At 71.7% G+C, this 25,251-nt stretch carries 23 protein-coding genes; 15 read left to right on the forward strand and 8 right to left on the reverse strand.

Annotated elements, in window-relative coordinates:
• Positions 1-238 precede the first annotated feature (238 nt).
• Positions 239-745 (reverse strand): hypothetical protein, encoded by a 507-nt coding sequence (locus ACWED2_RS44535; RefSeq protein ID WP_449696558.1) that lies wholly within the window; start codon positions 743-745, stop codon positions 239-241.
• 424 nt (positions 746-1,169) lie between these two features.
• On the opposite strand from ACWED2_RS44535, the gene ACWED2_RS44540 reads away from it, so the two are divergent.
• The 3 genes from ACWED2_RS44540 (at position 1,170) to ACWED2_RS44550 (ending at position 4,030) form a co-directional block, all read left to right on the forward strand.
• Positions 1,170-2,375: a monooxygenase gene (locus tag ACWED2_RS44540; RefSeq protein ID WP_449696559.1), complete on the forward strand. Its 1,206-nt coding sequence runs from the start codon at positions 1,170-1,172 to the stop codon at positions 2,373-2,375.
• An 89-nt stretch (positions 2,376-2,464) separates the two neighbouring features.
• Positions 2,465-3,424: a TQO small subunit DoxD gene (locus ACWED2_RS44545; protein WP_449696560.1), complete on the forward strand. Its 960-nt coding sequence runs from the start codon at positions 2,465-2,467 to the stop codon at positions 3,422-3,424.
• A gap of 423 nt (positions 3,425-3,847) precedes the next feature.
• Entirely contained in the window at positions 3,848-4,030 is a 183-nt protein-coding gene (locus ACWED2_RS44550) for a hypothetical protein (protein WP_449696561.1), read from the forward strand.
• Positions 4,031-4,083: 53 nt separating this feature from the next.
• On the opposite strand, the gene ACWED2_RS44555 is transcribed toward ACWED2_RS44550, so the two are convergent.
• Together ACWED2_RS44555 and ACWED2_RS44560 are read right to left on the reverse strand one after the other, a co-directional pair.
• Positions 4,084-5,676 (reverse strand): flavin monoamine oxidase family protein, encoded by a 1,593-nt coding sequence (locus ACWED2_RS44555; protein ID WP_449696562.1) that lies wholly within the window; start codon positions 5,674-5,676, stop codon positions 4,084-4,086.
• A 236-nt stretch (positions 5,677-5,912) separates the two neighbouring features.
• On the reverse strand, positions 5,913-7,118 hold the full coding sequence (locus ACWED2_RS44560) for a glycosyltransferase (protein ID WP_449696563.1): 1,206 nt from the start codon (positions 7,116-7,118) through the stop codon (positions 5,913-5,915).
• A gap of 171 nt (positions 7,119-7,289) precedes the next feature.
• On the opposite strand from ACWED2_RS44560, the gene ACWED2_RS44565 reads away from it, so the two are divergent.
• Positions 7,290-7,766, forward strand: a complete 477-nt coding sequence (locus ACWED2_RS44565) for a DUF5980 family protein (RefSeq protein ID WP_449696589.1) — start codon at positions 7,290-7,292, stop codon at positions 7,764-7,766.
• Between the two features lie 50 nt (positions 7,767-7,816).
• Here ACWED2_RS44565 and ACWED2_RS44570 read toward each other — a convergent pair whose 3' ends face one another.
• The 4 genes from ACWED2_RS44570 to ACWED2_RS44585 form a co-directional block, all read right to left on the reverse strand.
• Positions 7,817-8,566 carry a thaumatin family protein gene (locus tag ACWED2_RS44570; protein ID WP_449696564.1) on the reverse strand — a complete coding sequence of 250 codons (750 nt, stop codon included), beginning with the start codon at positions 8,564-8,566 and terminating at the stop codon, positions 7,817-7,819.
• Positions 8,567-8,606: 40 nt separating this feature from the next.
• Positions 8,607-9,419, reverse strand: coding sequence for a glycoside hydrolase family protein (locus ACWED2_RS44575; protein ID WP_449696565.1), 813 nt, complete (start codon positions 9,417-9,419; stop codon positions 8,607-8,609).
• 25 nt (positions 9,420-9,444) lie between these two features.
• Positions 9,445-9,858 (reverse strand): cysteine/serine endopeptidase inhibitor, encoded by a 414-nt coding sequence (locus tag ACWED2_RS44580; protein ID WP_449696566.1) that lies wholly within the window; start codon positions 9,856-9,858, stop codon positions 9,445-9,447.
• A gap of 331 nt (positions 9,859-10,189) precedes the next feature.
• Entirely contained in the window at positions 10,190-11,518 is a 1,329-nt protein-coding gene (locus ACWED2_RS44585) for a hypothetical protein (RefSeq protein ID WP_449696567.1), read from the reverse strand.
• 225 nt (positions 11,519-11,743) lie between these two features.
• Between ACWED2_RS44585 and ACWED2_RS44590 the strand changes: the two genes are divergently transcribed.
• The 6 genes from ACWED2_RS44590 to ACWED2_RS44615 all read left to right on the forward strand — a co-directional run bounded on the left by ACWED2_RS44590 (position 11,744) and on the right by ACWED2_RS44615 (position 18,155).
• Positions 11,744-11,914, forward strand: a complete 171-nt coding sequence (locus ACWED2_RS44590; protein ID WP_449696568.1) for a hypothetical protein — start codon at positions 11,744-11,746, stop codon at positions 11,912-11,914.
• Between the two features lie 92 nt (positions 11,915-12,006).
• On the forward strand, positions 12,007-12,417 hold the full coding sequence (locus ACWED2_RS44595) for a helix-turn-helix domain-containing protein (protein ID WP_449696569.1): 411 nt from the start codon (positions 12,007-12,009) through the stop codon (positions 12,415-12,417).
• A gap of 35 nt (positions 12,418-12,452) precedes the next feature.
• Positions 12,453-12,917: a VOC family protein gene (locus tag ACWED2_RS44600; protein WP_449696570.1), complete on the forward strand. Its 465-nt coding sequence runs from the start codon at positions 12,453-12,455 to the stop codon at positions 12,915-12,917.
• 218 nt (positions 12,918-13,135) lie between these two features.
• On the forward strand, positions 13,136-13,744 hold the full coding sequence (locus ACWED2_RS44605; RefSeq protein WP_449696571.1) for an RNA polymerase sigma factor: 609 nt from the start codon (positions 13,136-13,138) through the stop codon (positions 13,742-13,744).
• On the forward strand, positions 13,741-14,880 hold the full coding sequence (locus tag ACWED2_RS44610) for a CU044_5270 family protein (protein ID WP_449696572.1): 1,140 nt from the start codon (positions 13,741-13,743) through the stop codon (positions 14,878-14,880). Before ACWED2_RS44605 ends, ACWED2_RS44610 begins: the two co-directional genes overlap by 4 nt.
• On the forward strand, positions 14,877-18,155 hold the full coding sequence (locus ACWED2_RS44615; protein WP_449696573.1) for a S8 family serine peptidase: 3,279 nt from the start codon (positions 14,877-14,879) through the stop codon (positions 18,153-18,155). Before ACWED2_RS44610 ends, ACWED2_RS44615 begins: the two co-directional genes overlap by 4 nt.
• Before the next feature lie 125 nt (positions 18,156-18,280).
• Here ACWED2_RS44615 and ACWED2_RS44620 read toward each other — a convergent pair whose 3' ends face one another.
• Positions 18,281-18,811, reverse strand: coding sequence for an RICIN domain-containing protein (locus ACWED2_RS44620; protein WP_449696574.1), 531 nt, complete (start codon positions 18,809-18,811; stop codon positions 18,281-18,283).
• Between the two features lie 257 nt (positions 18,812-19,068).
• Here ACWED2_RS44620 and ACWED2_RS44625 point away from each other — a divergent pair, with 257 nt between their 5' ends.
• The 5 genes from ACWED2_RS44625 (at position 19,069) to ACWED2_RS44645 (ending at position 25,218) form a co-directional block, all read left to right on the forward strand.
• Positions 19,069-21,285 (forward strand): ATP-binding protein, encoded by a 2,217-nt coding sequence (locus ACWED2_RS44625; RefSeq protein WP_449696575.1) that lies wholly within the window; start codon positions 19,069-19,071, stop codon positions 21,283-21,285.
• 79 nt (positions 21,286-21,364) lie between these two features.
• Positions 21,365-21,937, forward strand: a complete 573-nt coding sequence (locus tag ACWED2_RS44630; RefSeq protein WP_449696576.1) for an RICIN domain-containing protein — start codon at positions 21,365-21,367, stop codon at positions 21,935-21,937.
• 36 nt (positions 21,938-21,973) lie between these two features.
• The gene (locus ACWED2_RS44635) at positions 21,974-23,308 is read left to right on the forward strand and encodes a TolB family protein (protein WP_449696577.1); all 1,335 of its coding nucleotides are present in this window, start codon (positions 21,974-21,976) and stop codon (positions 23,306-23,308) included.
• A 162-nt stretch (positions 23,309-23,470) separates the two neighbouring features.
• On the forward strand, positions 23,471-24,241 hold the full coding sequence (locus ACWED2_RS44640; protein WP_449696578.1) for an SDR family NAD(P)-dependent oxidoreductase: 771 nt from the start codon (positions 23,471-23,473) through the stop codon (positions 24,239-24,241).
• A 2-nt stretch (positions 24,242-24,243) separates the two neighbouring features.
• Positions 24,244-25,218: an LLM class flavin-dependent oxidoreductase gene (locus tag ACWED2_RS44645; protein WP_449696579.1), complete on the forward strand. Its 975-nt coding sequence runs from the start codon at positions 24,244-24,246 to the stop codon at positions 25,216-25,218.
• The last annotated feature ends 33 nt before the right edge of the window (positions 25,219-25,251 follow it).

The raw sequence follows: 25,251 nt of genomic DNA on the forward strand, positions 1-25,251 counted from the left end.
ACCAGGATCAGCGACCACGAACACCAGGACATCACCACCGAACTCCCACACGCAGCATGACCACCCACGAAGAACTTCCGAAACCAACCACTTAGGGCCCGCCGCCGTGGACCGAGGACTTGCTCCGGTCTGCCCGCGGGCCGACGATCGTGGTGGGGGAACGGAGGCCCCGATGACGACCAGCTCGTCCTGCTGGTCGACGGCCGGCAACCGGCGGCGGAGGATGGCCCCGGCCTCGTCAGCAGATCGCGACGACGCTGTTCCACCAGGTCCACACACCCGGTGAGGTCTGGAGCATGATGTGCCAGAACCGGAACGTGCTCGGCACCGGGTAGGTGCGGTAGTAGGCGTTGGTCTGGCCGACGAAGTCGTACGACGCGATCTTCCCGTTCACGATCGCGGCGAACGTGCCGGGCGCCGTGCACTGGTCCTGGCCGTACTGTTCCGTCGCCGTGATGGTCACCGGGCCGGGGTTGATGATGATCGGGTCGTAGGGGCAGATCGTCCGGTCGGCGGAGCTGAAGTACCCCCGGGAGCCGACGCCTTCGGTGTGGAGGTAGTACTCGACGGTGTGGGTGCCGTAGGTGTGGGTGCCGATGAACAGGTGGGACCGGTACGGCGGGGCAAGCTCGCTCCAGCTGAGCCGGTCGCAGATGTTGATCGTGGTCGTGGCGGCTGCCGGGGTGGCCCCGAGCAACGCGCCCAGCGTGACGAGCACGACGAGGATGCCAATTCCGCGTTTCATGACGTTTCCTGAGGGAGTCGGTGAAGAGCCCGATGAAATCGCGCGGCCGCTGCCTTCATTGATAAGGGGTGGGTGCCCGGTCGCGCTACCGCCGTGCGGCGGATCTTCGATCGGCAGGGCAGGGTGGGCGGAGCTTTCCACGCCGGCACCCCAGCACCCGGGGTCGAGCAGGCGACTCCCGCCGACGTCGCGGCCAGCTACCCGGTCAAGCGAGGGGTGTATCAAGTCCATAGTGGACTGTGTACGGCGCGACCTGCAGCGGTGGGCCGACGCACTCCACTTTGGACACCAGGATCTTCGCCGCCGGTCCGCGCGCGTTGCCCGGTCGCGCCAGGACCACTCAGTACCGTGGTACCACCTCCCTCCCGAAGATGACGACCGCAGTACGATGAAATGCGGCGGAACCGGGCCTAGCGTTCAGGTCATGACGAAACCTGATAGTCCACTGCGGATGCTCGGGGCGGCCGCCATGGCGCTGGCGACGGCGTTCGCTGTCGCCGCCTGCGGGGCGGGCGCCGGCACCGGTGCGGCGCCCGCCGGGGCCGGCTCGCACAGCGCGCACGCGGGCGGGGCGTCGGCTCCACCGCAGCCGCTGCGCGCCGGCGAGCGGTTCGTCGACCTGAAGATGGCCGAGTCCTACACGCCCGCGCCGCCGGAGGGCGGCGGCACGGACGAGTACCGGTGCCAGGTGATCGATCCGGCCCTGACCAAGACGGCTTTCGTGACCGGGACCCAGGTCACGCCGGAGAACGTCACCCTCGCGCACCACGCCATCGTGTACGCGGTGCCGCCGGGCGGCGCTGCCGCGGTGCGCGAGCAGGACGCGAAGACCCCCGGCCCCGGCTGGCAGTGTTTCGGCGGGACCGGCGTGAACGGCGCCGAAGTGGAACAGGGCGAAGCGGCGTGGGTCGACACCTGGGCGCCGGGCGCCACGGAGACGCTCTTCACCGAGGACGCCGGTTTCAAGCTGGAACCGGGCAGCTTGATCGTCCTCCAGATGCACTACAACCTGCTCGCGACCGACGGCAAGCCGGCCGGGTCGGACCGCTCGGCGGTGCGGTTGCGGCTGACGGACGGCACCCCGCAGACCCGGGAATTCGACACGTTGCCGCTCGACGCCCCGACCGATCTGCCCTGCACCGCCGAGGAGTCGGGTCCGCTCTGTGACCGGGCGGCCTCGATCGCGGACGTGACGAAGCGGTTCGGACCGGAGGTCGGCGGCACCGCGGACCAGCAGCTGGAGGAGTGCGGCCAGAGCGCGCCGAAGCCCGGTGACACCCAGACCTGTGACCACAAGGTGGAGGCGCCGATGACGCTGTTCGCCGGCTTCGGCCACATGCACCTGCTCGGGCGGGCCATCAAGGTCGAACTCAACCCCGGCACGCCGGACGCCAAGGTCGTGCTGGAGGTGCCGCAGTTCGACTTCGACAACCAGCGGCTGGTGAAGCTGCCGTCGCCGGTGGAGATCGGTCCGGGGGACACGCTGCGGGTGACGTGCACGCACGACGCGGGGCTGCGCAAACGGCTGCCGCAGCTGAGCAAGCTGCCGCCGCGCTACGTGGTGTGGGGCGACGGCACCAGCGACGAGATGTGCACCGGCATCATGACCGTCTCCCCCCGGAAGTCCTGACGAGCGCCGGACGTGTGTGAGCTCCCTGCGCTCACACACGTCCGCACTGCACCGGGACTCTCCTTGCCACACCTGAAAGGCGGCTTCTCTTGTCCTCCACGCCTTCCCTCGGCGAACCAACGCCACGGGCCGATGCGTCACTGCGGACACCGGTCTGGGCGCTCCTGCCGCTGCGCGTCTTCCTCGGCGGCACCTTCCTCTACGCAGGCCTCTCCAAGATCCTCGACACCCACTACCTGGACCACACCTCACCCCTCGGCGTGCGCGCTCAGATGCTGCACGCCGCGACAACCTCCCCGATCGGCCCGCTGGTGTCGTTCGCCGCCGAGCACCCGACCGTCGTCGGCCTGGTCATCGCCTTCGGCGAGGTCGCGGTCGGGCTGGGTGCTCTGCTCGGGCTGTTCACCCGCGTCGCCGCACTCGGCGGCTTTCTCCTCGCGCTGGGCTTCTTCCTGACCGTGAGCTGGACGACCCGCCCGTACTACTTCGGCGCCGACATCGTCTTCGCCGCCGCCTGGACCCCGCTGCTGGTGGCCGGCGACGCGGGCCTGTTCTCCACGACGGACCGCCTGCGCGCCGCGATCCGCCGTCGTCGCCCGCCGGACCACGCCCCGGACGACGCCGAGCGGCGCATTCTGCTGTGGGGCGGACTGATCACCGCGACGGCCGCTGCCGTCGGCGGCGGCATCATCGCGCTCACCCGGCGCACCACCACCAACCCGGACCCAAGCCGGCCGGCCGAGCCGGAAACGAACTCCGGGACGGTGATCGCCGCGGTCTCCGCCGTCGCCGTCGGTTCGTCGACGAGGTTCACCGCACCGAACGGTTCCGCCGCATACCTGTTGCGCCCCTCGACCGATACTTTCATGGCGTTCCTCGCCACCTGCACCCACCAGGGCTGCCCCGTGACACCCGCCGGCTCCGGCTTCCGCTGCCCGTGCCACGGCTCAACTTTCGACGGCACCGGCCAAGTCACCGGCGGGCCGGCCACGAAACCCCTGACCACCGTGCCGGTGCGGGTCGTCGACGGGCAGGTCACCACCGCCTGACCGGCTCGGGTGCGGCCGGACATCCTCGACGTGGGGGCCGCGGAACGGCAGCCGGCACTGGCCGCACTCCCGCGGGACTTCATCGCCGATCCGGCTCTGCCGGCCCATGACCTGCACGACGGGTGCATGGCGCTCGCCGGTCAGCGACCGGCCACAGTGGACCGGGCGGTACTGCTCTGTTCCCTGGCGGAGGAGCTGGTGCCGGCTACGCGGCCGTGGTGGTCCGAGACCTGCGCGCCGGCCTCGTCGCCCGGATCAGGACCGTGCTGGACGGCTGGAGCGATCTGCCGGCGCACACTGCTCAAGGCCACGATGCCGGTGAAGCGAGGCGGGCCGCATGGGTGCTCCGCCAGGCCGCCGGGCTGAATCTGCCCCGGACCCGGTTCGCGGTGCGGGTCGTGCCGCACGTGCCCGGCCCCGTCGGTGACCTTCCGGCTCGGCATCGACGTCGGCGACCGCGATCCGGAAGTGGTCGCCGGCGACGTCATCGCGCTGTTGCGCGCCTCTGATCCGAGGGAGACGGTCGAGATGGTGGGTGCCGACAGCAAGGCCGGAGCCGAGCACTTCGGCCTCGTCCACCGCCCGTCGACCCTCGGGTTCCACTGATCCGCCCGCGGGTGTCGCAGGTGGTGCGGCACCCGCGGGCGGCGGGAACACCCCTACCGTTCCGCGATGACGCGCTGGTGGATGCCGGTGACCGCGTAGCGGGCCGAGTCGATGGCGCCCGCCTGCCACGCGATGAAGTAGGAAAGCCAGTCGCCGGCGAAGTAGACCCGGCCGGCGGGTTGGTTGAGCAGCGCGTACTCACCGGTCGTGCGGGACGGCCAGCCGACCCAGCCGCCCTCGATGTCCGGGATCTTCTGCCAGGCCACGGAGAACGCGCTCGCCAGCTCGGTGCGGTACTTCTCGCCGTGGATCTTCACGCCCTGCGCGACGGCCCGTGTCGTGCGCTCGGGGTGGGCGAGGTTGCCGTAGGCAGTCGCGTTCGCGCCGGTGTTGTAGTAGCCGACGAGCACGCCGCGATCGCCGTGGTAGCCGTAGGACGGGTACCAGACGTGCGCGAGGTCCAGGTCGGTTTCGGTGATGCCGCCGTAGATCCGGTCGTCCTGCTCCCACCAGCGGCGGCGGTACTCGAGGCCGATCTTGCCGACCGGGGTGGCGACCGGGTACCGCAGCGCGGCCGTGACCTTCGGGTCGAGGTTGGTGGGCACCCGAGCCATGACGTGCGGCGGGAGCGCGGCGACGCAGTAGTCGGCGCGCACGGCGGTTTCCTTGCCCCGCTTGTCCTTGTAGACAACTTCGACGCCGCGCGGTCCGTCGGTCAGCTTCGTCACCGCGGCGCCGAGCCGCACCTTGTCGCCCAGCAGGCGGTACAGGGCCGTCGGGATCGCGTCCATGCCGCCGACCGGCTGCAGCATGGTCATGGCCTGGTCGTAGCCGAACTCGAAGGAGAAGTACCGGCCGACCTGGCTCGCGAGCACGGCGGACAGCGACGGCGGCGGCCCGAGCACCGTGCCGGCCTGCTCCGCCGCGCCCGGTTCCACCGAGTAGCCGCGGCGGCTGGTGCCGGTGTAGGTGTAGCCCGCAGCCTTGTCGCCGATCGAGCCGAAGCCGGACAGGAACGTGAGCAGCCGGTCTTTGTCCTCGGAAGACAGCCGCTGGTCGAGCGTGCCCTGGTCGAGCGCCTTCGCCAGCAGCTCCGAGACGTACCCGTACACGTCGGCCTTGGCCGTCCGGTACTGCTGGGGCGCGACCCCCGACTGTTCGTTGTAGATGAGCGCGTTGGCGTTCTGGTTGACGAAGATCTCGAGTGGCACGCCGAGCTCGCGGCAGTAGTCGAGCGTGATGTGGGACTGTGGCAGGCGTGCCGGTCCGGCGTTGAGGTACTGGCCCTTGGCGAAGCGGGCGGTCTGGGTGTTGCCGTCGAGGTCGGTCGCACTGGTGCCGCCGCGCACTGTCCAGTTGCGACCGCCGACGCGGTCCTTGGCTTCGAGGACGGTGCAGTCGTAGCCGGCCTTGCCCAGCTCGTAGGCCGTGACGAGCCCGGCGACGCCCGCCCCCAGGATCACGACCTTCTTGCCCCGCTTGCCGGCCGGCAGGTCGCCCGGGGTGGGTGGCCGGTAGTCGGGGGTCGCGAGCGCTTCCGGTGCGGCGACGAGCCCGAGCGCCTGCATCGACTCGAACATCACGCCCGCGCCCCCGGCCATGCCGATGGAGCGCAACAGTGTCCGGCGCGTCACGTTTGCCGTCATGGAACTCCTTCTCGATCGGTCCGAAAAAGGAGCTTTGTTGATGTTCGAGCCACTTCCGGTGACGGTCTTATGTCGTACTCGTTGGTAAGTACCCGACCGCGGGATGGCTCAGGTGATCTCCGCGTCACGGCGCCATGAGCGCTCGGTGGTGACGCTCGATCAGTGGCATGAAAGTGCTTTGGTGTATTCGGTGTAGCGGCCTGATCGGTGTGGCCGATACCGCGATGGGCACCACATCAGCCTGGTCCGGCCGTCTCGAGCAGCCAAGACGCGGCCACCGCGGCCCCGTCGGTCCGCATCTCGGCCGCGACCGCCCGGGCCCGGGCAGCGGTTTCCGGTGCCAACGCCCGATCGAGCGCCCTCGACAGCGACTCGACCGTCGGCGTCGGGCCTTCGTGGGCCACCCCGATGCCCAGCTCGGCCACCCGCCCGGCCCAGTACGGCTGGTCCACCATCTGGGCGACGACCACCTGCGGCGCGCCGGCCCGCGCGGCCACCGTCGTCGTGCCGGCGCCGCCGTGCTGCACCACCGCGGCCATCCGCGCGAACAGGGCGTGCAGATTGACCTCGCCGACCGCGCAGCAGTCCGCGCCGTCGTCGATCAGCGACAGATCGGCCCAGCCCCGCCCGACGACCACCCGGCGCCCCCGGGCCCGGATCGCCTCGATGGCCACCTCGGCGACGTCGGCCGGGGCACGCATGCTGCCGAACCCGACGTACACCGGCGGGTCACCGGCATCGAGGAACGCCTTGACCTCGTCGGGCAGCGGGCGGTCGTCCGGCAGGATCCACGCACCGGTCTGCCCGACGTCGAGGTCCGACGGCTCGGGCCACGGCGCCAGCACCGGATCCGCGGCCAGCCAGGGCCGGTCGGTCAGGACGTGGCCGCGGACGTCGTCGACGGCGGGCAGTCCCATTGCCGCCCGGTGGGCGTTGAGCGCGGCGCCGAACACCGCGTTGTAGTTGCGGGCATCCAGCTCCCACCGCGCCGCGTGGCCGGTCACCTCGGGCGGGAACGGCCGCTCCCCGAACGGCACCGGCGAATGGTGCGGCGAGGGCAGGATGACCGGGCAGTAGCTCGCATACCGGTAGCGCAGCCCCAGTTTCTCGGCCACCGACCGCGCCGCCACCGGCATCAACCCGGCCGCCACCAGCACGTCACACCCCTGCGCCGCCGCGGCCAGCGCGTCGAACTGCGCGGCGATCAGCTCCGCGACGCGCCGGGCGCGGTCGCCGGCCGGCGGTGGCGTCGCCCCGTGCAACACCGGTCGCACCGGCCAGCCGACCGGGATCAGCTGCACCCCGACGGCGGCCAGGCGTCCCGCAAAATCGGGCGGCGCGCACACCCGCACCTGCGCGCCCAGTTCCCGTGCGCGTACGGCCAGCCCGACCAGGGGCTCGACGTCCCCGCGCGACCCGTAGGTCGACAACAACACGCGCACGCGGCCACTCCCTTCGCCGCCCGCCATTCTGGCGACGGGAGGGGGATCGTGGGCCCGCAGTTCTACCGACGACCGCCCGCGCCGGGCGATTCTCAGAGAGCTCTGAGATCCGGTCGCTAGCGTGCGGCGGTACGTATTCGCGCCGGTTTCAGGAGGGATTCAGTGAGAGTGATGATTCGGATCGCCAGATCGGTGCTCGTCCTGGCCTCGGTACTCCTGTCGTCCCTGGTCGGCACATCCGTCGTCGCGTCGGCGCAGACGGCAGCGCAGACCGGGACGTGGCATCTGGAGCAGTTCGACCGGACCAGCCGCTTGTGCGTTCAGTACAGCCCCGAGGGGAGTACCCGCGCTTCGTACTTCATCTTCGTGGTGAGCGGGACGTGGACCACCGACCTCAGGTTCGGGATGCGCGACCTGCCTCCCGGCTGGATCGCCACCGAGTTCCACCTCCCACCGGGCTCGAACCTCCGCAACCCCGACGGCTCGATCAACGTCAACGGGTTCGTCGGCGTGCAAGGACCCGCGTCGGTGCCGATGGCGACTTACCACGCACACATCTGGGTGTCGGACGGGACCGTCACCGAAACCCTCCCGACCGACATCGTGGTCACCACCGAGTCCTGGGTGGACTGCATGAACCGGGGGTGAATCCCCGGGGGACACGGGCGGCGGTCACCGCCCGTGTCCCGGCGTCGCCGCTACGAAACGCGGTGGAAGGTGATCGTGAAGCCGGTGCAGGAGGCGCACTGGTACATCGTCTGGTTGCCCGGCTCGGTGTCCTGTTTGGACCACGCGTACGCCTTGGGGCAGTGCGACTTGATCGCGTCGCTGTAGCTCGTGGGCGCGTCGCGGTTCGGGTTCACGCAGTTGATCAGCGTGCCGGACGGGGAGTACTGCCGGTTCGCGGCCGGGCAGTAGGGCAGCAGGTTCTCCGGGCAGCCCGCCGTGCCGCACGACGCTGAACCCGGCGGCACCGTCGCGTTGACCGGCTCGATCGTGATCGGGACGGAGAACGCGTTGACGTAGCTGACGTCGTACCACGGGGCGAGGCCGTCGGCGGTGTCGAAGTTGAACTCGGCCAGGCTGGCCGGCTGCTCGCCGGTCGCGCAGTGGTCGGCGTAGCCGCCGCAGTCGCCGACCAGGCAGTGGAAGTCCCGGCCCGAGGTGCCCGTGCACCCCTGGCGGGCGAAGAACTTGCCCCGCCAGTGGCCGGGCGCGGACGCTTCGGGGATCGTGACGGTCGCCGACTGCCCGTCGGCCAGCGTCGGCAGGCTCGCGAAGTTGACCGACCCGTCGGCGTTCACGGTGCTGCCCAGCCAGAGGGTCTGGCCGGTGCGGTTGACGAACGTCACCGTGTGGTTGCCCGCCGCGGTGGCCGGGTTCGCCGGCGAACTGACGGTCAGGGCGACGACGATCGCCGCGGCCGTGGCGAGGAGCCGCTTGAACATGCGCAATGGACCTCCGTTCGGTTCCGGTGCGGGTGGGGGATCAGCCGGCGGCCCGGTAGGCGACGCCGCCGGTGTTCGGGGTGGTCCCGGTGTAGAGACCGGTCGGGGTGGTCGACGTCGACAGCGAGAACCAGGCGTAGCGCTCGACGAACGACAGCCCGTTCAGCATCGCCGTGGACCGGCTGATGAAGTCGGCCTGCTCCGCGGCGGACGGGTAGCGCGGGGTGGAGCCGGAGAAGTCGATCAGCGCGTACTCGGTGACCCAGATCGGCCGGTGGTAGCGGTTGTACACCGCTTGCAGGTACGACTGCAGCTGCCCGGTGGCGGCGGTCGAGAAGTCGCCGCCGTACCAGTGCAGCGGGATGAAGTCGACGCGGTAGCCGCGCGCCGCCGCGCCGCTCATGAACCGGTCGAGCCAGCCGCCGGGGGTGTCACCGCCGTAGGCGACGGCCGGCGCGCCCAGCCGCAAGCCCGTCCCCTGCAGCTGTGGCCAGAGGTCGAGCGCGGTCTCGACCGACATCTCCGCCTGTCCGGCCAGATCGGGTTCGTTGAACGCGAGCAGGGTCGTCCCGGACGCCTTCGCCTGCTGCAACTGGGCCTGGGTGACGGAGCCGCGGCCCCAGATCATCGGGACGAACTCCGTCCCGGCCGGTGCGGTGATGCCCTGGGTGTCGGCGGCCCAGGTGTAGAACCACCGGGCGCCGACGTCGGCGAGTGCGGTGGTGACGCCGGGAAAGGCGGCCGCGCTGACGCCCTTCTTGGTGCCGGCCGCGGTCGCCGGGGCGGCCGGTCCTCCGGCGACGAAGACGGCCACGACGGTCGCGAAGAGCAGAATCCGCTTGAGCTGGTTCATGCCGTTTCTCCGGTGTGCCGCCGGGTCACGAGCGGACGAACGACCAGGTCACCGGGATGTTGCCCAGGCCGGGGTCGGCGAGCTGGGCGAACGCCGGTGCGCTGAGGTCGATGTGTGCGCTGTCGCAGCTCGGGCACTTGTCGACGACGGGCACGGTGATGGTCCGGCCGTTGTAGGAGACCCGGATGGACACGCCCCGGCACAGCGGGTCGTTGTTCGGGTTGGCCGTGGTCCAGTACGCGGCCGGCGCCGCGACGAGCATTTGGGTGGCGGCGTTGATCTGCGTGCCGCAGGCGCCGAAGCCGGCGTCGTTGTAGTAGGTGGCGCGCCCGTTGACCGGCTGGTCGAAGGGAATGTCGGCCCACGCCGTACCGGTCATCGTCAGGGGAAGCGCGGCAGCGGCGGCCAGCACGGCGAGCGACTTGGTGGTCTTGCGCATTTTCCGTCCCTTTCCCTCTTGGTGCGGACATACTGGTGCCCGAGCTGGGCTTATCGGTTCTTCCGGGTGGCGACAGCGAATTCGGAACCGTCACCGTTTTTCGCGTGGTGCCGCGCCAGATGATACTGGGCCGCGCAATACCGCGCCATGACACAGAATTGTCCGGACGACATCCGTTGTCAACGTTGACAACGGACGGCCACCGAGCGGGTCCGGTCACCTCGCCCTCGACCCGGCCGGAGGTGAGGAGCGGTCCTTTCCTCGAGGAAATCGCAAGGAAAGGACCGCCGTTCTTCAGGTGTGACGCCCGGCTACCGGACCACAGCGGCGGTCACTTGCGCGACCTCGCCGAGGCCGCGTCCCGTGCGGCGACGTCGTGGGCGCGGTGGTCCGTGCCTGTCGTCCGCGCGGCCCGCACGTCGTTGACACAGCCGGGAACGTCGGCGACGGAGTAGCAGTTGTCGGGCCGGTTCCCACTCACCACAGCCCCGTTGACCAGCGTGACGTGCGCGCTCAGGGTGTCGATGCCACCGCCGGAGGCGGGGAGGGGGAGGTAACCCGATCCCGGCTCTCCCGCGGCGTTGCCGGTGACCGTTCCGCCGTCGAGGGTGAGGGTGTCGTGGAACACGGCGAGTCCGCCGCCGCTGCCGCCGAAGCCGGCCCAGCCGAGGTATCCGCCGGGCCCCGGGACACCGGCGTCGCCCCCGCGACCCGCCTGGTTGCCGGTGATCTTGGTGGCGGTGACGGTCGGGTTCAGCGGCTCGTCCTGGTCGGCGGACATGAACAACCCGGCGCCGGTACCGCCACTGCCGCCGTCTCCCGAGCCGCCGCCGTTCGCGCCACCGGAACCGCCCGGAGCGCCGCCGCCTGTGGTGTTGCCGGTGAAGCTGCTACCGGTGACCCTCAGGACGGTGCCGCTGGTGAGGTCGATGCCGCCACCGAAACCACCCGAGCCGCCTCGGCCGCCCGGCTTCGTACCCGTGCCGTTGCCGCCCCGGCCACCGCCGCCGGTGGTGTTCCCGGTGATCCAGCTGTCGGTGATCGTCAGCGTCACCGGGGTGAAGGAGTACGAGGCGATACCCCCGCCGAAACCACCGAGCCCGCCGCGGCCGGCGCTGGTGGTGGCGGTGGCGTCGGCACCGGGAGCGGCCGTCCCGGACGTGTTGCCGGTGATGACGCTGTCGGTGATGGTCAACGGGCCCCAGTTCCGGATGCCACCGCCGGAACCGCCCCCGGCCCCTTCGCCGTAGGAGTCGGTACCGGCGCCGTCGCGCGCGTGGCCGCCGGTGATCGTGACCTTGTCGAGGGTCAGCTCACCCCAGTTGTCGATGATCCGGAACTGGGGCGCGTCCTGGGCCCGGGCGATGGTGGCGTGGTTGCCGTTGATGGTGAGCTTCCCGTTGATGGCGGGCAGCCCGGTGCCCGAGGGGACATCGGCGGGCGAGGTGAGGGTGTAAACGCAGTCCGGCGCCAGTGACAGGGTGTCCGCGGCGGCCGAGGCGCCGGCCGCGGCGACCGCCTGGACCAGCGCGGCCGGATCACAGGGCACGTCGATGTCGGCGGCTTGGGCCGGTGGCGCGGCCAGGGTGAGTGCCCCCAGCGCGGTCACCGCCGCGGCGGGGACGACGGATCTTCTTCGGGATCCAGCAGACAGCGGCATCAAGAGACCTTCCAGGTCGGCGGATTGGCGTGAGTACTGATCCCGTCAATTATGATCCACATCGCAAGGCAATTATTGTCAAGCGACCATTTATCGCAATTACCGGAGCAAGTTTCCGGCCGCCGGTTGAACATTTGACGAAGCGGCGGCACCGGATGGACCGCACCCGACGCGCAGTTCGGCGAACTGCATGCGTGCCTCGCCTCGGGGTCGTTGCTCAGCCGGGTGCCGACGACGCGCACGTGCCGCGCGGTCGTGGCGGGGAACGTGAAGACCTGCCCGGTGGCGTCCGGGCGCTCGAACCCGGTCCGGCCGGGCGATCCGGCGATGGCGGACGGCGCGGTGGTGACGGCGTCGGCAGCCCGAGCAGGCCGGTACTGCGTGCCCGGGCGGTGAGCCCCGCTGGGAGAATGCGGGCGGGTGCGTCGTGGCCGGGTGGCCGGGCGGCGGAGGTCCGTGGCGGGCGAAAGGCGGGTCGTACAGTGGGCATGAGTCCGCGGGAGGAGCAGAACCGGCGGTTGCTGCGGGCCCGGGACGCCATGGACCGCGACTTCGTCAAACCGCTCGACGTGCCCGCGCTCGCCCGGGTCGCCCTGATGTCGTCCTCCCACTTCACCCGGGAATTCCGGGCGACGTTCGGTGAGACTCCGCACCGCTACCTCCAGCGGCGGCGGATCGAGCGGGCGATGGCGCTCCTGCGCACTACCCCGGCGACCGTCACCGAGGTCGCCACCCGGGTCGGGTTCGAGAGCCTGGGGACGTTCAGCCGGACGTTCCACGCGGTCGTCGGCCTTTCCCCCACCGGGTACCGGGCCCGGGCACGGCCGCTGGACGCTCCCGTGTGCTTCGTCAAGGCGTGGACCAGACCGAGCGGTCCCGGCCACGGTCGTTTCGGATAAGCCGCCCGAGCTGCCGCGGCCATAGGGTGCGGGTCATGTTCAACCGCATCCGGATCACCTCCGTCTACGTTCTCGACCAGGACGAAGCCCTCGACTTCTACGTCGGCAAGCTCGGGTTCGAGGTCGACACCGATGTCGACCTCGGGTTCATGCGCTGGCTGACGATCAGGCTGCCCGCCGACCCCGGGCGCGAACTGCTGCTGGAGGTGCCCGGTCCGCCGGCACTCGGCGACGAAGTCGCCGCGCAGGTGCGTGACCTGGTGACCAAGGGCGCCATGGGTGTCGCGGCGATCCTCACCACCGACGACTGCCGGAAGACGTACGACACCCTGGTCGCGAAGGGTGTCGAATTCACCGAGACACCGACCGAGCAGCCCTACGGCATCGACTGCGCCCTGCGCGACCCGTTCGGCAACCACCTCCGCATCACCCAGCCGGTCGACGGCCCGGTGGAGATCACCGACGCGGACCGCGAGCGCTGGGGCGGTCCGACCGGGTAACCGCAGCGTTCGCCGAGCGGCAGGCACGTCACGGCTTCACCGGCGGCCTCGACCCAGGCGATCCCGCCCGGCCGCTGAGCAACCGAGCGTTCGCCGAATCGCTCGTGCTCGCCGACGGCACTGCCCTGCTCGCCTGGATGAACGAGGTCGCCGGCGACCCGGGTTCCCGGGCCGGGGAACTCGAGAGGGGCGTGGGGGCAAAGAGGGGCATGACATCGTTGCGTTCTGTCGGAGACAGCGATCCGCCGGTGGTGGGGTTGCCGGGTTCGGATGCGGAGTTGGTGGCCGGGGATGCCGAGCAGTTCGGGGTGTTGTTCGACCGGTATGCGGGGGCGTTGCACCGGTACTGTGCCGGCCGGGTCGGCGCCGGGGTGGCGGAGGACGTCGTCGCCGACGTGTTCTGCCTGGCGTTCAAGCAGCGGGACCGGTACGACGCCGGCCGGGTGAACGCCCTCCCCTGGCTGTACGGGATCGCCACCAACCTGTTGCGGCGGCGGTGGCGGCAGGAGGTCGCGCGGTATCGCGCCATGGCGAAGGTGGTGCCGCCTCTCGCCGGGGGTGACGAGCCCGCGCTGCGGGCCGTCGAGCGCACCCATGCCGCCGAGTACGTGCAGCTGATCAGTTCGGCGCTCGAACAGATGCCGCGTCGGCAGCGGGATGTGCTCCTGCTCTTCGCGTTGGCGGACCTGGACTACGGCGAGATCGCCACCGCGCTCGGGATTCCGATCGGGACCGTGCGTTCCGCGCTGCACCGGGCCAGGAAACGGCTGCGTGACGTCCTGCCCGCCCACGCCGACGTATCCGCCTCCCGGGAGATGACCTCATGAGCACCCAGCAAGCACCGGACGAGCAGTACGAGATCACCCTGCTCCGGTCCGTCCTCGACACCCCTGCCCCGGACAACGGCAGCCTCGCCAGGATGCGCGCCAAGGCCCTCCGGTCGATGCAGGCTCCGCCGGCACCCCGCCACCGGGGGCGCATGGTGCTCGCCGCCGCCTCGGTCACGCTGGTCGCGGGCCTGGGCATCGCCATCGCCGTGCAGCCGACCGGCGGCGACTCGACCGCACTGCCGACCAGCGGCGACCCGACCGCGCTGCCGACCAGCGGCGGCCCGGCCCGGCCCGGCACCCCCGCCCCGCTCGTCGGCGCGGACACCCCGGCTCGCGAGGCACTGATCACGCTCGCCGCGCACACCGGTGACCTCCGGCCGCTGGCGGTCCGGCCCGGCCAGTTCGTGTACTCGCACATGCGCGGTCAGGGCATGCACGGGATCCCGGTGGGCGCGGACGGCGAGGCCCAGGTGGTCTCGGAGGACGAGACCAAGGCGTGGTTCGCGGCGGACGGGCTGCGGACGGTGCGCATGGAGCTGGCGACCAACCTCAACGCTCGCCCGTGGACGGACGCGGACGCGCGCAAGCTCGCCGACAACGGCAAGTCCCTGCCGAAGCCGCACACGCAGGTGTACCCGAACCCGAACGGTGATCCGAAGGAACAACTGCCGGTCAGCGAGCCGAAGGAACCGGGCGTCGACCACCCCACGCTGTCCTGGGTGGCGAGCCTGCCCACCGACCCGGAGCGGCTGCTGGCGGTGTTCCGGGCCGCCGCGGGCACGAACACCAAGCACGACGCCGACTACCTGACCTTCAAGACGGCCGCCAGCTTCGCCGCCCGTGCCGACGCGTTGCTCACGCCGGCCGTCCGGACGGCGTTGTACCAGGCCATCGCCCTGCTGCCGGGCATCGAGCGGGCGCCGGGCCAGGTCGACCTGACCGGCCGCGCCGGCGTGGCCATCGGGCGGAACGGGGAAGGCTTCCGCAGCGAAATCATCCTCGACCCGGTGACCTCCAGGGTGCTCGGCACCAGGATGGTCGCGACGGCCGGGGCCGACGTGCCGGCCGGGACCGTGATCGCCTGGTCCAGCACCGACCAGGTGGTCGTCGACTCGGTGGGAGCGACCTCGTGACGCGTCCGACCCGGCGACGCCTCGGCCACGCGGCGCTGGCCGTCGTCGCGCTCGCCGCCGTGGTCTCGCCACCGGCGGCGGCCGCGAACGGCATCACCGCCACCGCACCGGCCCGGCCGGCCGGGAAAACCGTCACCCTCGTCACCGGCGACCGGGTGACGCTCACCGGCCGGGACGGCATCCGGGTGCGACCCGCGCCGGGCCGCGAACACGTCGGTTTCGAGCAGCGGATCGACGAGAACGGCCACAGCGTGGTCGTACCCCGCGACGTCGCGGCGCTCGTCACGGGCGGACAGCTCGACCCGCGGCTGTTCGACATCTCGGCACTCGTCGAGGCCGGCTACCACGACGAAGCCCGGCGGGACCTGCCCCTGGTGGTCACCCACACCGGCGGCGGCCTCCGCGCCGGGCTCGCGGCCCTCGCCGGCGGCCACGAGCTGCCCAGCATCGGAGCCACGGCGATCCGCCCGGCCAAGGACGCGGTGTCCTCGGTGTGGGCGGCGCTGGACGCCGGGGGCGCGACGACGCTGTCACCGGGCGTCCGGCGGGTGGCGCTCGACGGCCCGGTGCACGCCGACCTGGAGCGCAGCGTGCCGCAGATCGGTGCGCCGCAGGCCTGGCAGGCCGGGTACACCGGCCGCGGCACGACCGTCGCCGTCCTCGACACCGGCATCGACGCCACGCACCCGGACCTCGCCGACGCGGTGGCCGGGACCAGGGACTTCACCGGGAGCCCCGGCGGCAGCGACGACCGGGCCGGGCACGGCACGCACGTCGCGTCGATCATCACCGGCAGCGGAGCGGCGTCGGACGGCCGGTTCCGGGGCGTCGCTCCCGATACCCGGCTCCTGGTGGGGAAGGTGCTCGACGACAACGGCGACGGTACCGAGTCCTCGGTCGTCGCGGGCATGGAGTGGGCGGCCGCGCAGGGGGCCGACGTCGTCGCGATGAGCCTGAGCGGGTCGGTGGCCGGCGGCAAGGACCCGAGCGTGGACGTCCTGTCGGAGGCGGTGAACCGGCTCACCGCGCAGTCGGGCGCGCTGTTCGTGGTCTCCGCCGGGAACAAGGGTCCGCGCGCCGGGTCGGTCGGCAGCCCCGGCGTCGCGGACGCCGCGCTGACGGTCGGGGCGGTCGACGGCGCCGACGCGCTGGCCGAGTTCTCCAGCCGTGGCCCGCGCGCCGACGGTGCCATCAAGCCGGACATCACCGCGCCGGGGGTGGGCATCGTCGCCGCCCGCGCGAAGAACGGGCACCTCGGAACGCCCGTCGACGACGAGTACACGGCCATGTCCGGCACGTCGATGGCGGCACCGCACGTGGCCGGCGCGGCGGCGATCCTCGCCGGGATGCACCCGGACTGGGACGCGGCGCGGCTGAAGTCCGCGCTGATGGGCAGTGCCGCGCCCCGCGACGGGGCGACGGTGTACGAGCAGGGCGCCGGCCGGGTAGACGTCGCGCGGGCGGTCGGCCAGCCCGTGCTGGCCACCCCGGCGAGCGTGTCCCTCGGACAGGCACGGTGGCCGCACGGCGACGACAAGCCGATCCCGACGGTCCTCACCTACGTGAACACCGGCACCACCGCGGTCACCCTGGACCTGGCCGTGGCCGTGCGCGACGAGGCCGGGAAACCGGCGCCCGCCGGGATGTTCACCGTGGCGCCGCGCACCCTCGAGGTCCCCGCGGGCGGGCAGGCCACCGCGACGCTGACCGCGGACACCGCGGTCGACGGCCCGGACGGCACCTACGGCGGGGCGGTCGTCGCCACCGGCGGCGGCAACGTGGTCCGCACCCCGCTCGGCCTCCAGCGGGAGGCCGAACACCACGACGTCAAGCTGGACCTCCTCGACTGGCAGGGAAAACCGGCACAGCGCGCCGAGTACCGTTTCGTCGGCCTCGACCAGCCCTCGGCATACCTGGCCACCGTGACGGCCGGGTCGGCTGTCGTCCGGCTGCCACCCGGCCGGTACTTCTTCCACGCCACCATCCTCGGCCGGAACGCCGCCAACGAGCTGATCCGGGCGCTGTTCGCCGAACCGGAGATCACCGTCACCGGCGACAGCGGGATGGTCGTCGACGCCCGGGACGCCAAACCCGTCGGTGCGAAGGTCGACCGGCCGGACGCCGGTGATTCCGAGACGATCCAGTCGTTCCTGCGCACGACGTCCTTCGGCGAGACGGGCTTCCGCGACTTCGGTTCGTTCGACAAGGTGTGGGTGCGGCCCTCGGCCACGAGCGCGCCCGAATTCACCTACACCGCGGAGGGGCTGCTCGCCCGACGCGACGGGCAGGGCGGCTTCACCGGCAGTCCGTACCTGTACCACCTCCGGTGGGCGGAGCAGGGCCGCGTGCCGGCCGGGCTCGTGCGGCACTTCGCCGACCGCGACCTCGCCGCCGTCCGGTCCACGCACGCCGCGAGCGGCAGCGGGGAGATCGGCGAACGCGACTACACGGTGCGGGCGCCGCTGCCGTTCACGCTCCAGGAGTACTACAGCCCCGACACGCCCTGGGAGCGCTTCTTCGGCAAGCCCATGGAAAAGCCGCTGTACGAGTGGTACACGCAGACCGTGCCGAAGACGTTCCGGCGGGGCGAGTCCATGGCCGAACAGTGGAACACCGGGGTGTTGGGGCCGGCTTTCCCGCGGTATCCGGGTTCTCCGGCGGAATGGGCGGGCCGGACCGGTGACACGGTGTACTTCGACGTGTGGCCGTTCAGCGACCCATCGTCCGGCCACTATGGACAGTCGGTGACCGGCTCCGCGGAAACCGTGCTGTACCGGGGAGACGAGCGGATCGGCACCCAGCCGTGGGTGGGCTACACCGAGTTCGACGTGCCACCAGGGGAGAGCGCGTACCGGTTGCACAGCGAGTCGGAGCGGAGCGGCACGGCCGAGCTGTCCACGAAGGTCACCGCGGACTGGACGTTCCGTTCGGGCACCGTGCCGGGAAGCCAGGTCCGGCCCGTCCCCATGATGGCGGTGCGGTTCGCGCCGCGGCTGGACGACCACAACCGCGCCCCGGGAGGTGTGCCGTTCGTCGTTCCGGTGCGGGTGGAGCACACCGACGAGCAAGCCCGCATCACCTCGCTGACGGTCCGGGTGTCGTATGACGACGGCGGCACCTGGCAGCCCGTGCCCGTGCAGCGCGGAGACGGACAGTGGCTGGCGGGCCTGCGCCACCCCGCCGGGGCCGCCTTCGTGTCGCTGCGGGCCACCGCGACCGACAGCGTGGGCAACACCGTCGACCAGACGATCATCCGCGGGTATCGGCTGAGATAGTCCCGATGCACGCGGGCGGCGATCGTGGGGGTAGGCCCGTAGCCGGTTGGCTACGGGCCTTTCCCGTGCTCCTGCTGCGAAGGGCCACGGCCCGCCGAACCGGGATCAAGTCCGGGAACGGGCGCTCAGACCGTCTGGAGCACCCACTTCTGGTCCTCGAAGTTCAGGCAGTCGAACTGGAACGCCCGTGAGCCGTTGAAGTTGTCGGCACCCCGGACGATGAGGCAACGCTGGGTGTACCAGTTCTGGATCTTGACGTACCGGCCGCCACTGTCCTCGTCGAAGATGTTCCAGTTCTGGTCCTCGTAGCCGGCGCAGTCGTACTGGAACGCCGGTGAACCGTTGACGTTGTTGGACCCCTGGATCGCGAGACACCTGCCGGTGTACGCGTTGCGGATCCGGCTCCGCCCAGTGGAGATCCGCTCGATGTTCCAGTGCTGGTCCGCCGCGCTGTCGATGCAGTCGTACTGGAAGGCCGGCGAGCCGTTGACGTTGTTGGCCCCCTGGACCGCCAGGCAGCGGCCGGTGTAGAGGTTGATGATCCTGGCGGACGCCAGGATGTTCACGTCGTCGGTCTTCGCCTGGACGGCGGGTGTCAGACCGAGAGTGAGAACGAGTGTCGCGAAGGCGACGAGAGCATGACGAAGCAAGGACATGGCAACCCCCCAGATGCTCTTTGACCAATGCCTTTGCAGGGTACACATCCGTCAACGCCGGCGCTAAGGGCGCCAAGACACGTGCCAAGCAAACGTCACATGAACGTCTGGCCGGAGGAGCGGCCGACGCCGCCTGCTCCCGCATCTACTATGGCGTGTGTGCCGGCGGGAACGACCACCTCTGTCGAGAGCCGGCTCGGGTGACGAGTGCTGGTGGCGAACCGCGGCGCTTCCGCAGCCGTCTTTACCATGTGGCGGTGCACCGGGGGCAGATGGCGTTGGCGGAGATGCTGGCAGGGCTGCGGAGCAGCCGCGGTCTCTCGCAGGAGCAGCTGGCGGAGCTGAGCGGGATCAGCGTCCGCGCGATCGGGGAGATCGAGCGGGGCGCCACCCGGCGTCCGCAGCGCGAAACGCTGCGTGCGCTCACCGGGGCGCTGGGCCTGACACCGGAGGAGCAGGAGGCGTTCGCCCGGAGCGCCCGGACGGCGCCGCCGCCGGACACCCGGCGCAGGCGGACGGCGGTCCGGCCGGCGCTGCCCGCGCCGGTCACCTCGATCGTCGGCCGGTCCGAGGATCTCGCCGCGGTGCTCCGGCTGGTCCAGGATCCGCCGGTGCGGCTGGTCACGATCACCGGCACCGGCGGGGTCGGCAAGACCCGCCTCGCGCTCGAGGTCGGCTGGCAGGTGGCGAGCCGGTTCGATGCCGTGCACGGCCTCGACCTGAGCGCCCTGCGGGACGCCGACGACGTCCCGCAGGCGCTGGCCGAGTCCCTGCGGACGCCCGACCCGGCCGCGCTGCTCGGCGACGGGCGGTGGTTGCTGGTGCTCGACAGCTTCGAGCACGTGGCCGAGGCGGCCGGCACCGTGGGCACGCTGCTGGCCGGGTGCCCGGAGCTGACCGTCCTGGTCACCAGCCGGTCGCCGCTGCGGCTGCGCGGGGAACACCTCTGGCCACTGGCCCCGCTGTCCACTCCGGACAGTGACGACCCGGCGGACCTGGCCGGCAACGCGGCCGTCCGGCTGCTGGTCGAACGCACCGCCGCGGTCCGGCCCGGGTTCGCGCTCACCGGGGAGAACGCCGTCGCGGTCGCGGCGCTGTGCCGCCGTCTCGACGGCCTGCCGCTCGCCTTGGAGCTGGCCGCCGCGCGGCTGCGCACCCAGGCGCCGGCCCAGGTGCTCGCCCAGGTCCGCGACCTGCACGGCGACACCGTGGACCTGGCCGACCGGCACGTGAGCCTGCGCCGCACGGTCGAATGGAGCACGCGCGGGCTCACCGAGCCCGACCGGCGGTTGTTCGGCCTGCTGGGCGCGTTCTCCGGCGGCGCCGACCCGGTCGACGTCGAGGCCGTGCTGGGCGCACCGCCGCTTTCGCTGACCACGCTGGCCGCGCACAGCCTGGTCACCGTCACCGAACGGGCCGGCCACCCCCGGATCGGCATGCTGGACACCATCCGCGAGGTCGTCGAGGACCAGCTGACCGAAGGGGCCGATCGCGACGCGCACGCCGGGCACTTCCTGCGCCTGGTCCGCGACGGCGATCCCCGGCTGGGTGATGAGCAGGACAACGTCCGGGCCGCGATCCAGCAAGCCGTCGACGCCGCGCCTGCCCTGTTGGGCGTGGACACCGTGCGCGCGCTGACCAAGCACTACGTGGCCCGGGGGCGGTTCGCCGAGGGACGGCGGATGCTCACGGGCGCGGCCGGTGCCGCGCTCACCGAGCAGGCCCGCGCGTGGGCCTGGCACGGCGCCGCGGTCACCGCCAACGAGAGCGGCGACCCGGAGGCGGCGCTGGCGCTGGCCGCGTCGGCCGCCGAGGCGTTCGGCGCCGACCCGGACGGCCGGGCCGCGACGCTGACCCTGATCGGCAACGCCCACAAGTTCGCCGGCCGGTACGACGACGCCGCGGCCGCGTACACCGGCGTGCTGGACCAGGCGAGGACCATGGGCGACGCGCGCCGCGAGACGATCGCGCTGAACAACCTGGGCGCGCTGGCGCACGACCGCGGCGCATACGCCGAAGCGATCGAGTATCACGCCGCCGCGCTGCGCCGCAAGCGCGAGCTGGGCGACCGGCGCGGCGTCGCGGTGGCGCAGCTCAACCTCGGCGCCGTCCGGAACGACACCGGCGACCACGCCGGCGCGGCCACCCTGCTGACCGAGGCCGCCGCCACGTTCGCCGCTCTCGGCGAACCGGGCTCGGAGGCCTTTGCGCTCGCTCTGCTGGCCCAAGCCCAGGCCGGCCTGGCCCGCTGGGCCGACGCCACCACCACCGGCCGGCGGGCGCTGGAGCTGGCCCGGCGGGCCGAACACGCCCAGGCGACCGGGCTCGCGCTGCTCGCCCTCGGCGAGACGGCCGCCGCCGACGGCGACCTCGACGGCGCCGCCCGGCTGTTCCGCGAGGCGCTGACGTTCCCCATCGGCCTGCCGGACCAGGCCCGCGTCCGCGCGCACCCGGCGATGGCCGCGGACCGCTGATCGGCGGGAAACCGGTTCTGCCGGCTTTTCCGCCGGTTCGTCCTGGAGCCGGACACGCGCTGATCCCTAGGGTTCGCGCATGCTTCAGCTACCACGCGTGATCCGCACCGCCGTGCTGGTTCCGCTCGCGACCGCCGCCCTCGTGCTGACCGGGGCCGGGCCCGCCCACGCCGACCGGACCATCTACCCGCCGGTGAGCGGCGACGTGCTGGCCTGGCAGACCAACGAAGGCAGCTGGACCGGCGGCCCCAAGTGCGTGCAGGTCGACAAGGGACGTCTCGACGACTTCGCCCCGGTCGACCAGCTTTCGTGCGAGTACGGCAACAACCAGCGCTGGCGGATGGGGCAGGCCACGGACGACCCGGCCGTGTTCTGGCTGCAGAACGTGCGCACCGGCAAGTGCCTGGACGACTACGCCTACGGAACGAACCAGGGGAACCCCATCGTCCAGTACACGTGCCTGGTCGGCCCGAACCAGCAGTGGCGGATGCTCTGGGACTACTACAACGGCGTCGCGGAGTTCCAGAACGTGCACAGCGGACTGTGCCTTTCGGTGGACGGCATCAACACCGACAACTACCGCCGGCTGGTGCAGAACCCCTGCTACGGCTTCGTCAACGAACGGTTCCAGCCGGTCCTGCCGACCCGGTGAACCACGGTTTTCCCGTTTGAACAGAGAAAGGCAATGATGAGAAGTCAGAGAACCGGCTCGGTCGGACTCGTACTGTGCGCGGCGACCATCGCGGCGCTGGTACCGGGTGGCATGGGTGGCACCGCGGTCGCCGCCACCGCGCCCGCCACCACGTTGATCAGCGTCGGCGTCGACGGCAAGCCGGGCACCGGGGCGAGCGGGGAGCCGTCGGTCTCCGCCGACGGGCGGTACGTGGCCTTCCGGTCCTCGGCCCGGAACCTCGTCGGCGGCGACACCAACGGGGTCGACGACGTGTTCGTGCGGGACCGGGTGGCCGGGGTGACCACCCGCGTCAGCGTCGACCGCAACGGTGTCCAGGGGAACGGCGACAGCTGGGCACCATCCATTTCGGCCGATGGCCGTTACGTCGCGTTCGTGTCGTTCTCGACCAACCTGGCTCCGGGAGACACCAATCTGTCCTGGGACGTGTTCGTCCACGACCGGTTGATCGGGTGGACGAGCCGGGTCAGCGGCGGGTTCCTGGGTGCCGCGGGCAACGGCCACAGTTTCAACCCGGCGATCTCGGCCGACGGGCGCTTCATCGCGTACGACTCCTACGCCAGCAACCTCGTCGACCGCGACACGAACGGCGTCCAAGACGTTTTCGAGTACGACCAGCAGACGGACCGCACCATCCGGGTCAGCGTCGATTCGGACAGCCTCGAGGGCAGGAGGGCCAGCCAGCGGCCGTCGATCTCGGCCGACGGCCGCTACGTCACGTTCGAATCCGACGCCGTCCTGACGCGCACCGACACGAACCAGGCGACCGACGTGTACGTGCACGACAAGCTGACCGGGCTGACCGATCGGGTGAGCGTCAACGCCCACGGTGACCAAGGGCAAGGCGCCAGCAACTTCGCCACGATGTCGGCCGACGGGCGTTACGTCGCCTACCAGTCGGTCGCGGAGAACCTGCTGCCGAACCCGGGGGACACCAACGGCCAGGTCGACAACTTCCTCGTCGACCGGCAGACGTCGACGGTCACCCGGTTGAACGTCCTCTACACGGGCGCGGAGGACTACGCCGGCACCACCCAGGGCGTCCGCCCGTCGATCTCGGCCGACGGCCGGTACACGGCGTTCGACTCCTTCGCGTGGCGGCTCGTGCCGTTCGACCGCAACAGCGTGTGGGACGTGTTCGTCCGTGACCGCGACACGGCGACCACGACCCGGGCCAGCGTCGCCGGGAACGGCACGGAGGGCAACGGAAACTCCGCGACGCCGTCGATCTCGGCCGACGGCAAGCACGTCGCGTTCCAGTCCGTCGCCACCAACTTCGCGACCGGCACCGACATGTGGACGCCCAACGTGTACCTGCGCGACCTCGGCTGATCCGCCGCCCGCAGAGCCGGGACCCGTGGCGGGAACCGCGTTCGGGAGCGACACCTGGACGCTCGCACTCGACGCTCCCTACCGTTCACCGCAGAACCGCCGGCCCCGGTCCGGCAATGTGCCCACCGGGTTGCGGGGAACGACCAGGCTGGAGGTTGTCACGTGCGAAGGTTCGATGGCCGGATCGCGGTGGTCACGGGTGCCGGCTCGGGGATCGGGCGGGCGAGCGCGCTGCGGCTCGCGGGCGACGGGGCGCACGTCGTCGTCAACGACATCTCGGGGGAGGCCGCGGACGAGACCTTGGTGGAACTGGTCGACGCCGGGGGCACGGCGGAGGTCGCGGTGGGCGATGTCCTGGTCGATGGCTACCTCGACGAGTTGTTCGACAAGGTCGTCGCCCGGCACGGCCGGATCGACATCGTGCACAACAACGTGGGTTTCGGGCGCCGGGCCGCGATGGTGGACGTCACCGACGAAACCTGGGCGCGTGGCATCGACGGCAACCTCGGTGCCACCTTCCGGGGCGTGCGGGCGGCGTTGCGGGTGATGGCTCCCCGTCGGCAAGGCTCGGTGATCAACACCTCGTCGCTCGCCGGGCTGGCGAAAGTGCCGGGCGTGACGCCTTACTACGGGGTGGCGAAAGCCGGCGTCATCCAGCTCACCCGCGAGGCCGCCGTCGAGGCCGGGGAGTTCGGGGTCCGGGTCAACGCCGTCGTGCCGGGATCGGTCCGCACCCCGTCGCTGGAGGCTTTCTTCGGCTCGGACTTCGACGCCTACGTCGAGCAGTTGCCGCTCCGGCGCATGGTCGAGCCCGGCGACATCGCCAACCTGGTGGCGTTCCTCGCCTCCGACGAGGCCGCCGCCATCACCGGGGTCGCCATTCCGGTCGACTGCGGCCAGAGCGCCGTGCTGTACCAGCCGTCGGTCGGCTGACCATGCGAACCGGCCTGTACTTCGACATGCGCAATCCCGTGCCCTGGCGACGGGACCCGGTGCGGCTCTACGGCGAGTTCCTCGAGCTGTGCCAGGAAGCCGAGCGGCTGGGGCTCGACTCCATCTGGGTGACCGAGCACCACGGCTTCGACGACGACTACCTTCCGGCCCCGCTGACGCTGCTCGCCGCGGTCGCCGCGCGGACCACCCGGATCCGGCTGGGCACCGGCGTGGTGGTCGCGCCGCTGCACCGGGCGGCCGAGATCGCCGAACAGGCCGCGGTCGTCGACCTCCTCAGCGGCGGCCGGCTGGACCTCGGGCTCGGGGCCGGGTACCGCCCGGCCGAATTCGAGCTGTACGGCGCTTCCCTGCGGACCCGGTACGCCGAGAACGACGCGCGGGCCAGGGAAGTGCGTGAGCTGTGGCGGTCGGGTGCGGTGACGCCGAAGCCGGCGCAGCCACGGCTGCCGATCTGGCTGGGCTACCTCGGCCCGAAGGGCGCCCGGCGGGCCGGGCTGCTGGGGGAGTACCTGCTCTCGGCGGACGCCCGGCTCTGGGCGCCCTACCGCGCGGCGCTGGCCGAGGGCGGCCACGATCCGGCCGGCGGCCGGATGGCCGGCGGCGTGCAGGCGTGGGTGACCGACGACCCCGACCGCGACTGGCCCGTCGTCTCCCGGCACCTGGCCGCCCAGGTCGACTCCTATGCCCGGCACGCCCGCCAGGGCACCGGGCGGCCACCGCCACGCCCGGTCGATCCCGACCGGCTCCGGGCCGGGGAACCGCGGACGTCGCTGGACTACTTCTTCTACGGCACCGCGGAGGACGTGGCGGCCCGGATCCTGGACTACACCGCGGGGGCCCCGGTCGACGCGGTGTACCTCTGGGCGGGGCTGGCCGGCATGAGCCAGGACCTGGTCGCGCGGAACATCACGACGATCGCGACCCGCCTCGCGCCACTGCTGCGCGAAGCCGGCTGACGCCGGAACCCGGTTCCGGTCGCGACGACCCCG

It is taken from the genome of Amycolatopsis sp. NPDC005003, assembly GCF_053600695.1.

Excerpts from the sequence above, each read along its gene's own strand:
- ACWED2_RS44535 (WP_449696558.1), bottom strand. The coding sequence starts at position 745 with ATGAAACGCGGAATTGGCATCCTCGTCGTGCTCGTCACGCTGGGCGCG.
- ACWED2_RS44540 (WP_449696559.1), top strand. The coding sequence starts at position 1,170 with ATGACGAAACCTGATAGTCCACTGCGGATGCTCGGGGCGGCCGCCATG.
- ACWED2_RS44555 (WP_449696562.1), bottom strand. The coding sequence starts at position 5,676 with ATGACGGCAAACGTGACGCGCCGGACACTGTTGCGCTCCATCGGCATG.
- ACWED2_RS44565 (WP_449696589.1), top strand. The coding sequence starts at position 7,290 with ATGATTCGGATCGCCAGATCGGTGCTCGTCCTGGCCTCGGTACTCCTG.
- ACWED2_RS44570 (WP_449696564.1), bottom strand. The coding sequence starts at position 8,566 with ATGTTCAAGCGGCTCCTCGCCACGGCCGCGGCGATCGTCGTCGCCCTG.
- ACWED2_RS44575 (WP_449696565.1), bottom strand. The coding sequence starts at position 9,419 with ATGAACCAGCTCAAGCGGATTCTGCTCTTCGCGACCGTCGTGGCCGTC.
- ACWED2_RS44580 (WP_449696566.1), bottom strand. The coding sequence starts at position 9,858 with ATGCGCAAGACCACCAAGTCGCTCGCCGTGCTGGCCGCCGCTGCCGCG.
- ACWED2_RS44585 (WP_449696567.1), bottom strand. The coding sequence starts at position 11,518 with ATGCCGCTGTCTGCTGGATCCCGAAGAAGATCCGTCGTCCCCGCCGCG.
- ACWED2_RS44595 (WP_449696569.1), top strand. The coding sequence starts at position 12,007 with ATGAGTCCGCGGGAGGAGCAGAACCGGCGGTTGCTGCGGGCCCGGGAC.
- ACWED2_RS44600 (WP_449696570.1), top strand. The coding sequence starts at position 12,453 with ATGTTCAACCGCATCCGGATCACCTCCGTCTACGTTCTCGACCAGGAC.
- ACWED2_RS44610 (WP_449696572.1), top strand. The coding sequence starts at position 13,741 with ATGAGCACCCAGCAAGCACCGGACGAGCAGTACGAGATCACCCTGCTC.
- ACWED2_RS44620 (WP_449696574.1), bottom strand. The coding sequence starts at position 18,811 with ATGTCCTTGCTTCGTCATGCTCTCGTCGCCTTCGCGACACTCGTTCTC.
- ACWED2_RS44630 (WP_449696576.1), top strand. The coding sequence starts at position 21,365 with ATGCTTCAGCTACCACGCGTGATCCGCACCGCCGTGCTGGTTCCGCTC.
- ACWED2_RS44635 (WP_449696577.1), top strand. The coding sequence starts at position 21,974 with ATGAGAAGTCAGAGAACCGGCTCGGTCGGACTCGTACTGTGCGCGGCG.
- ACWED2_RS44645 (WP_449696579.1), top strand. The coding sequence starts at position 24,244 with ATGCGAACCGGCCTGTACTTCGACATGCGCAATCCCGTGCCCTGGCGA.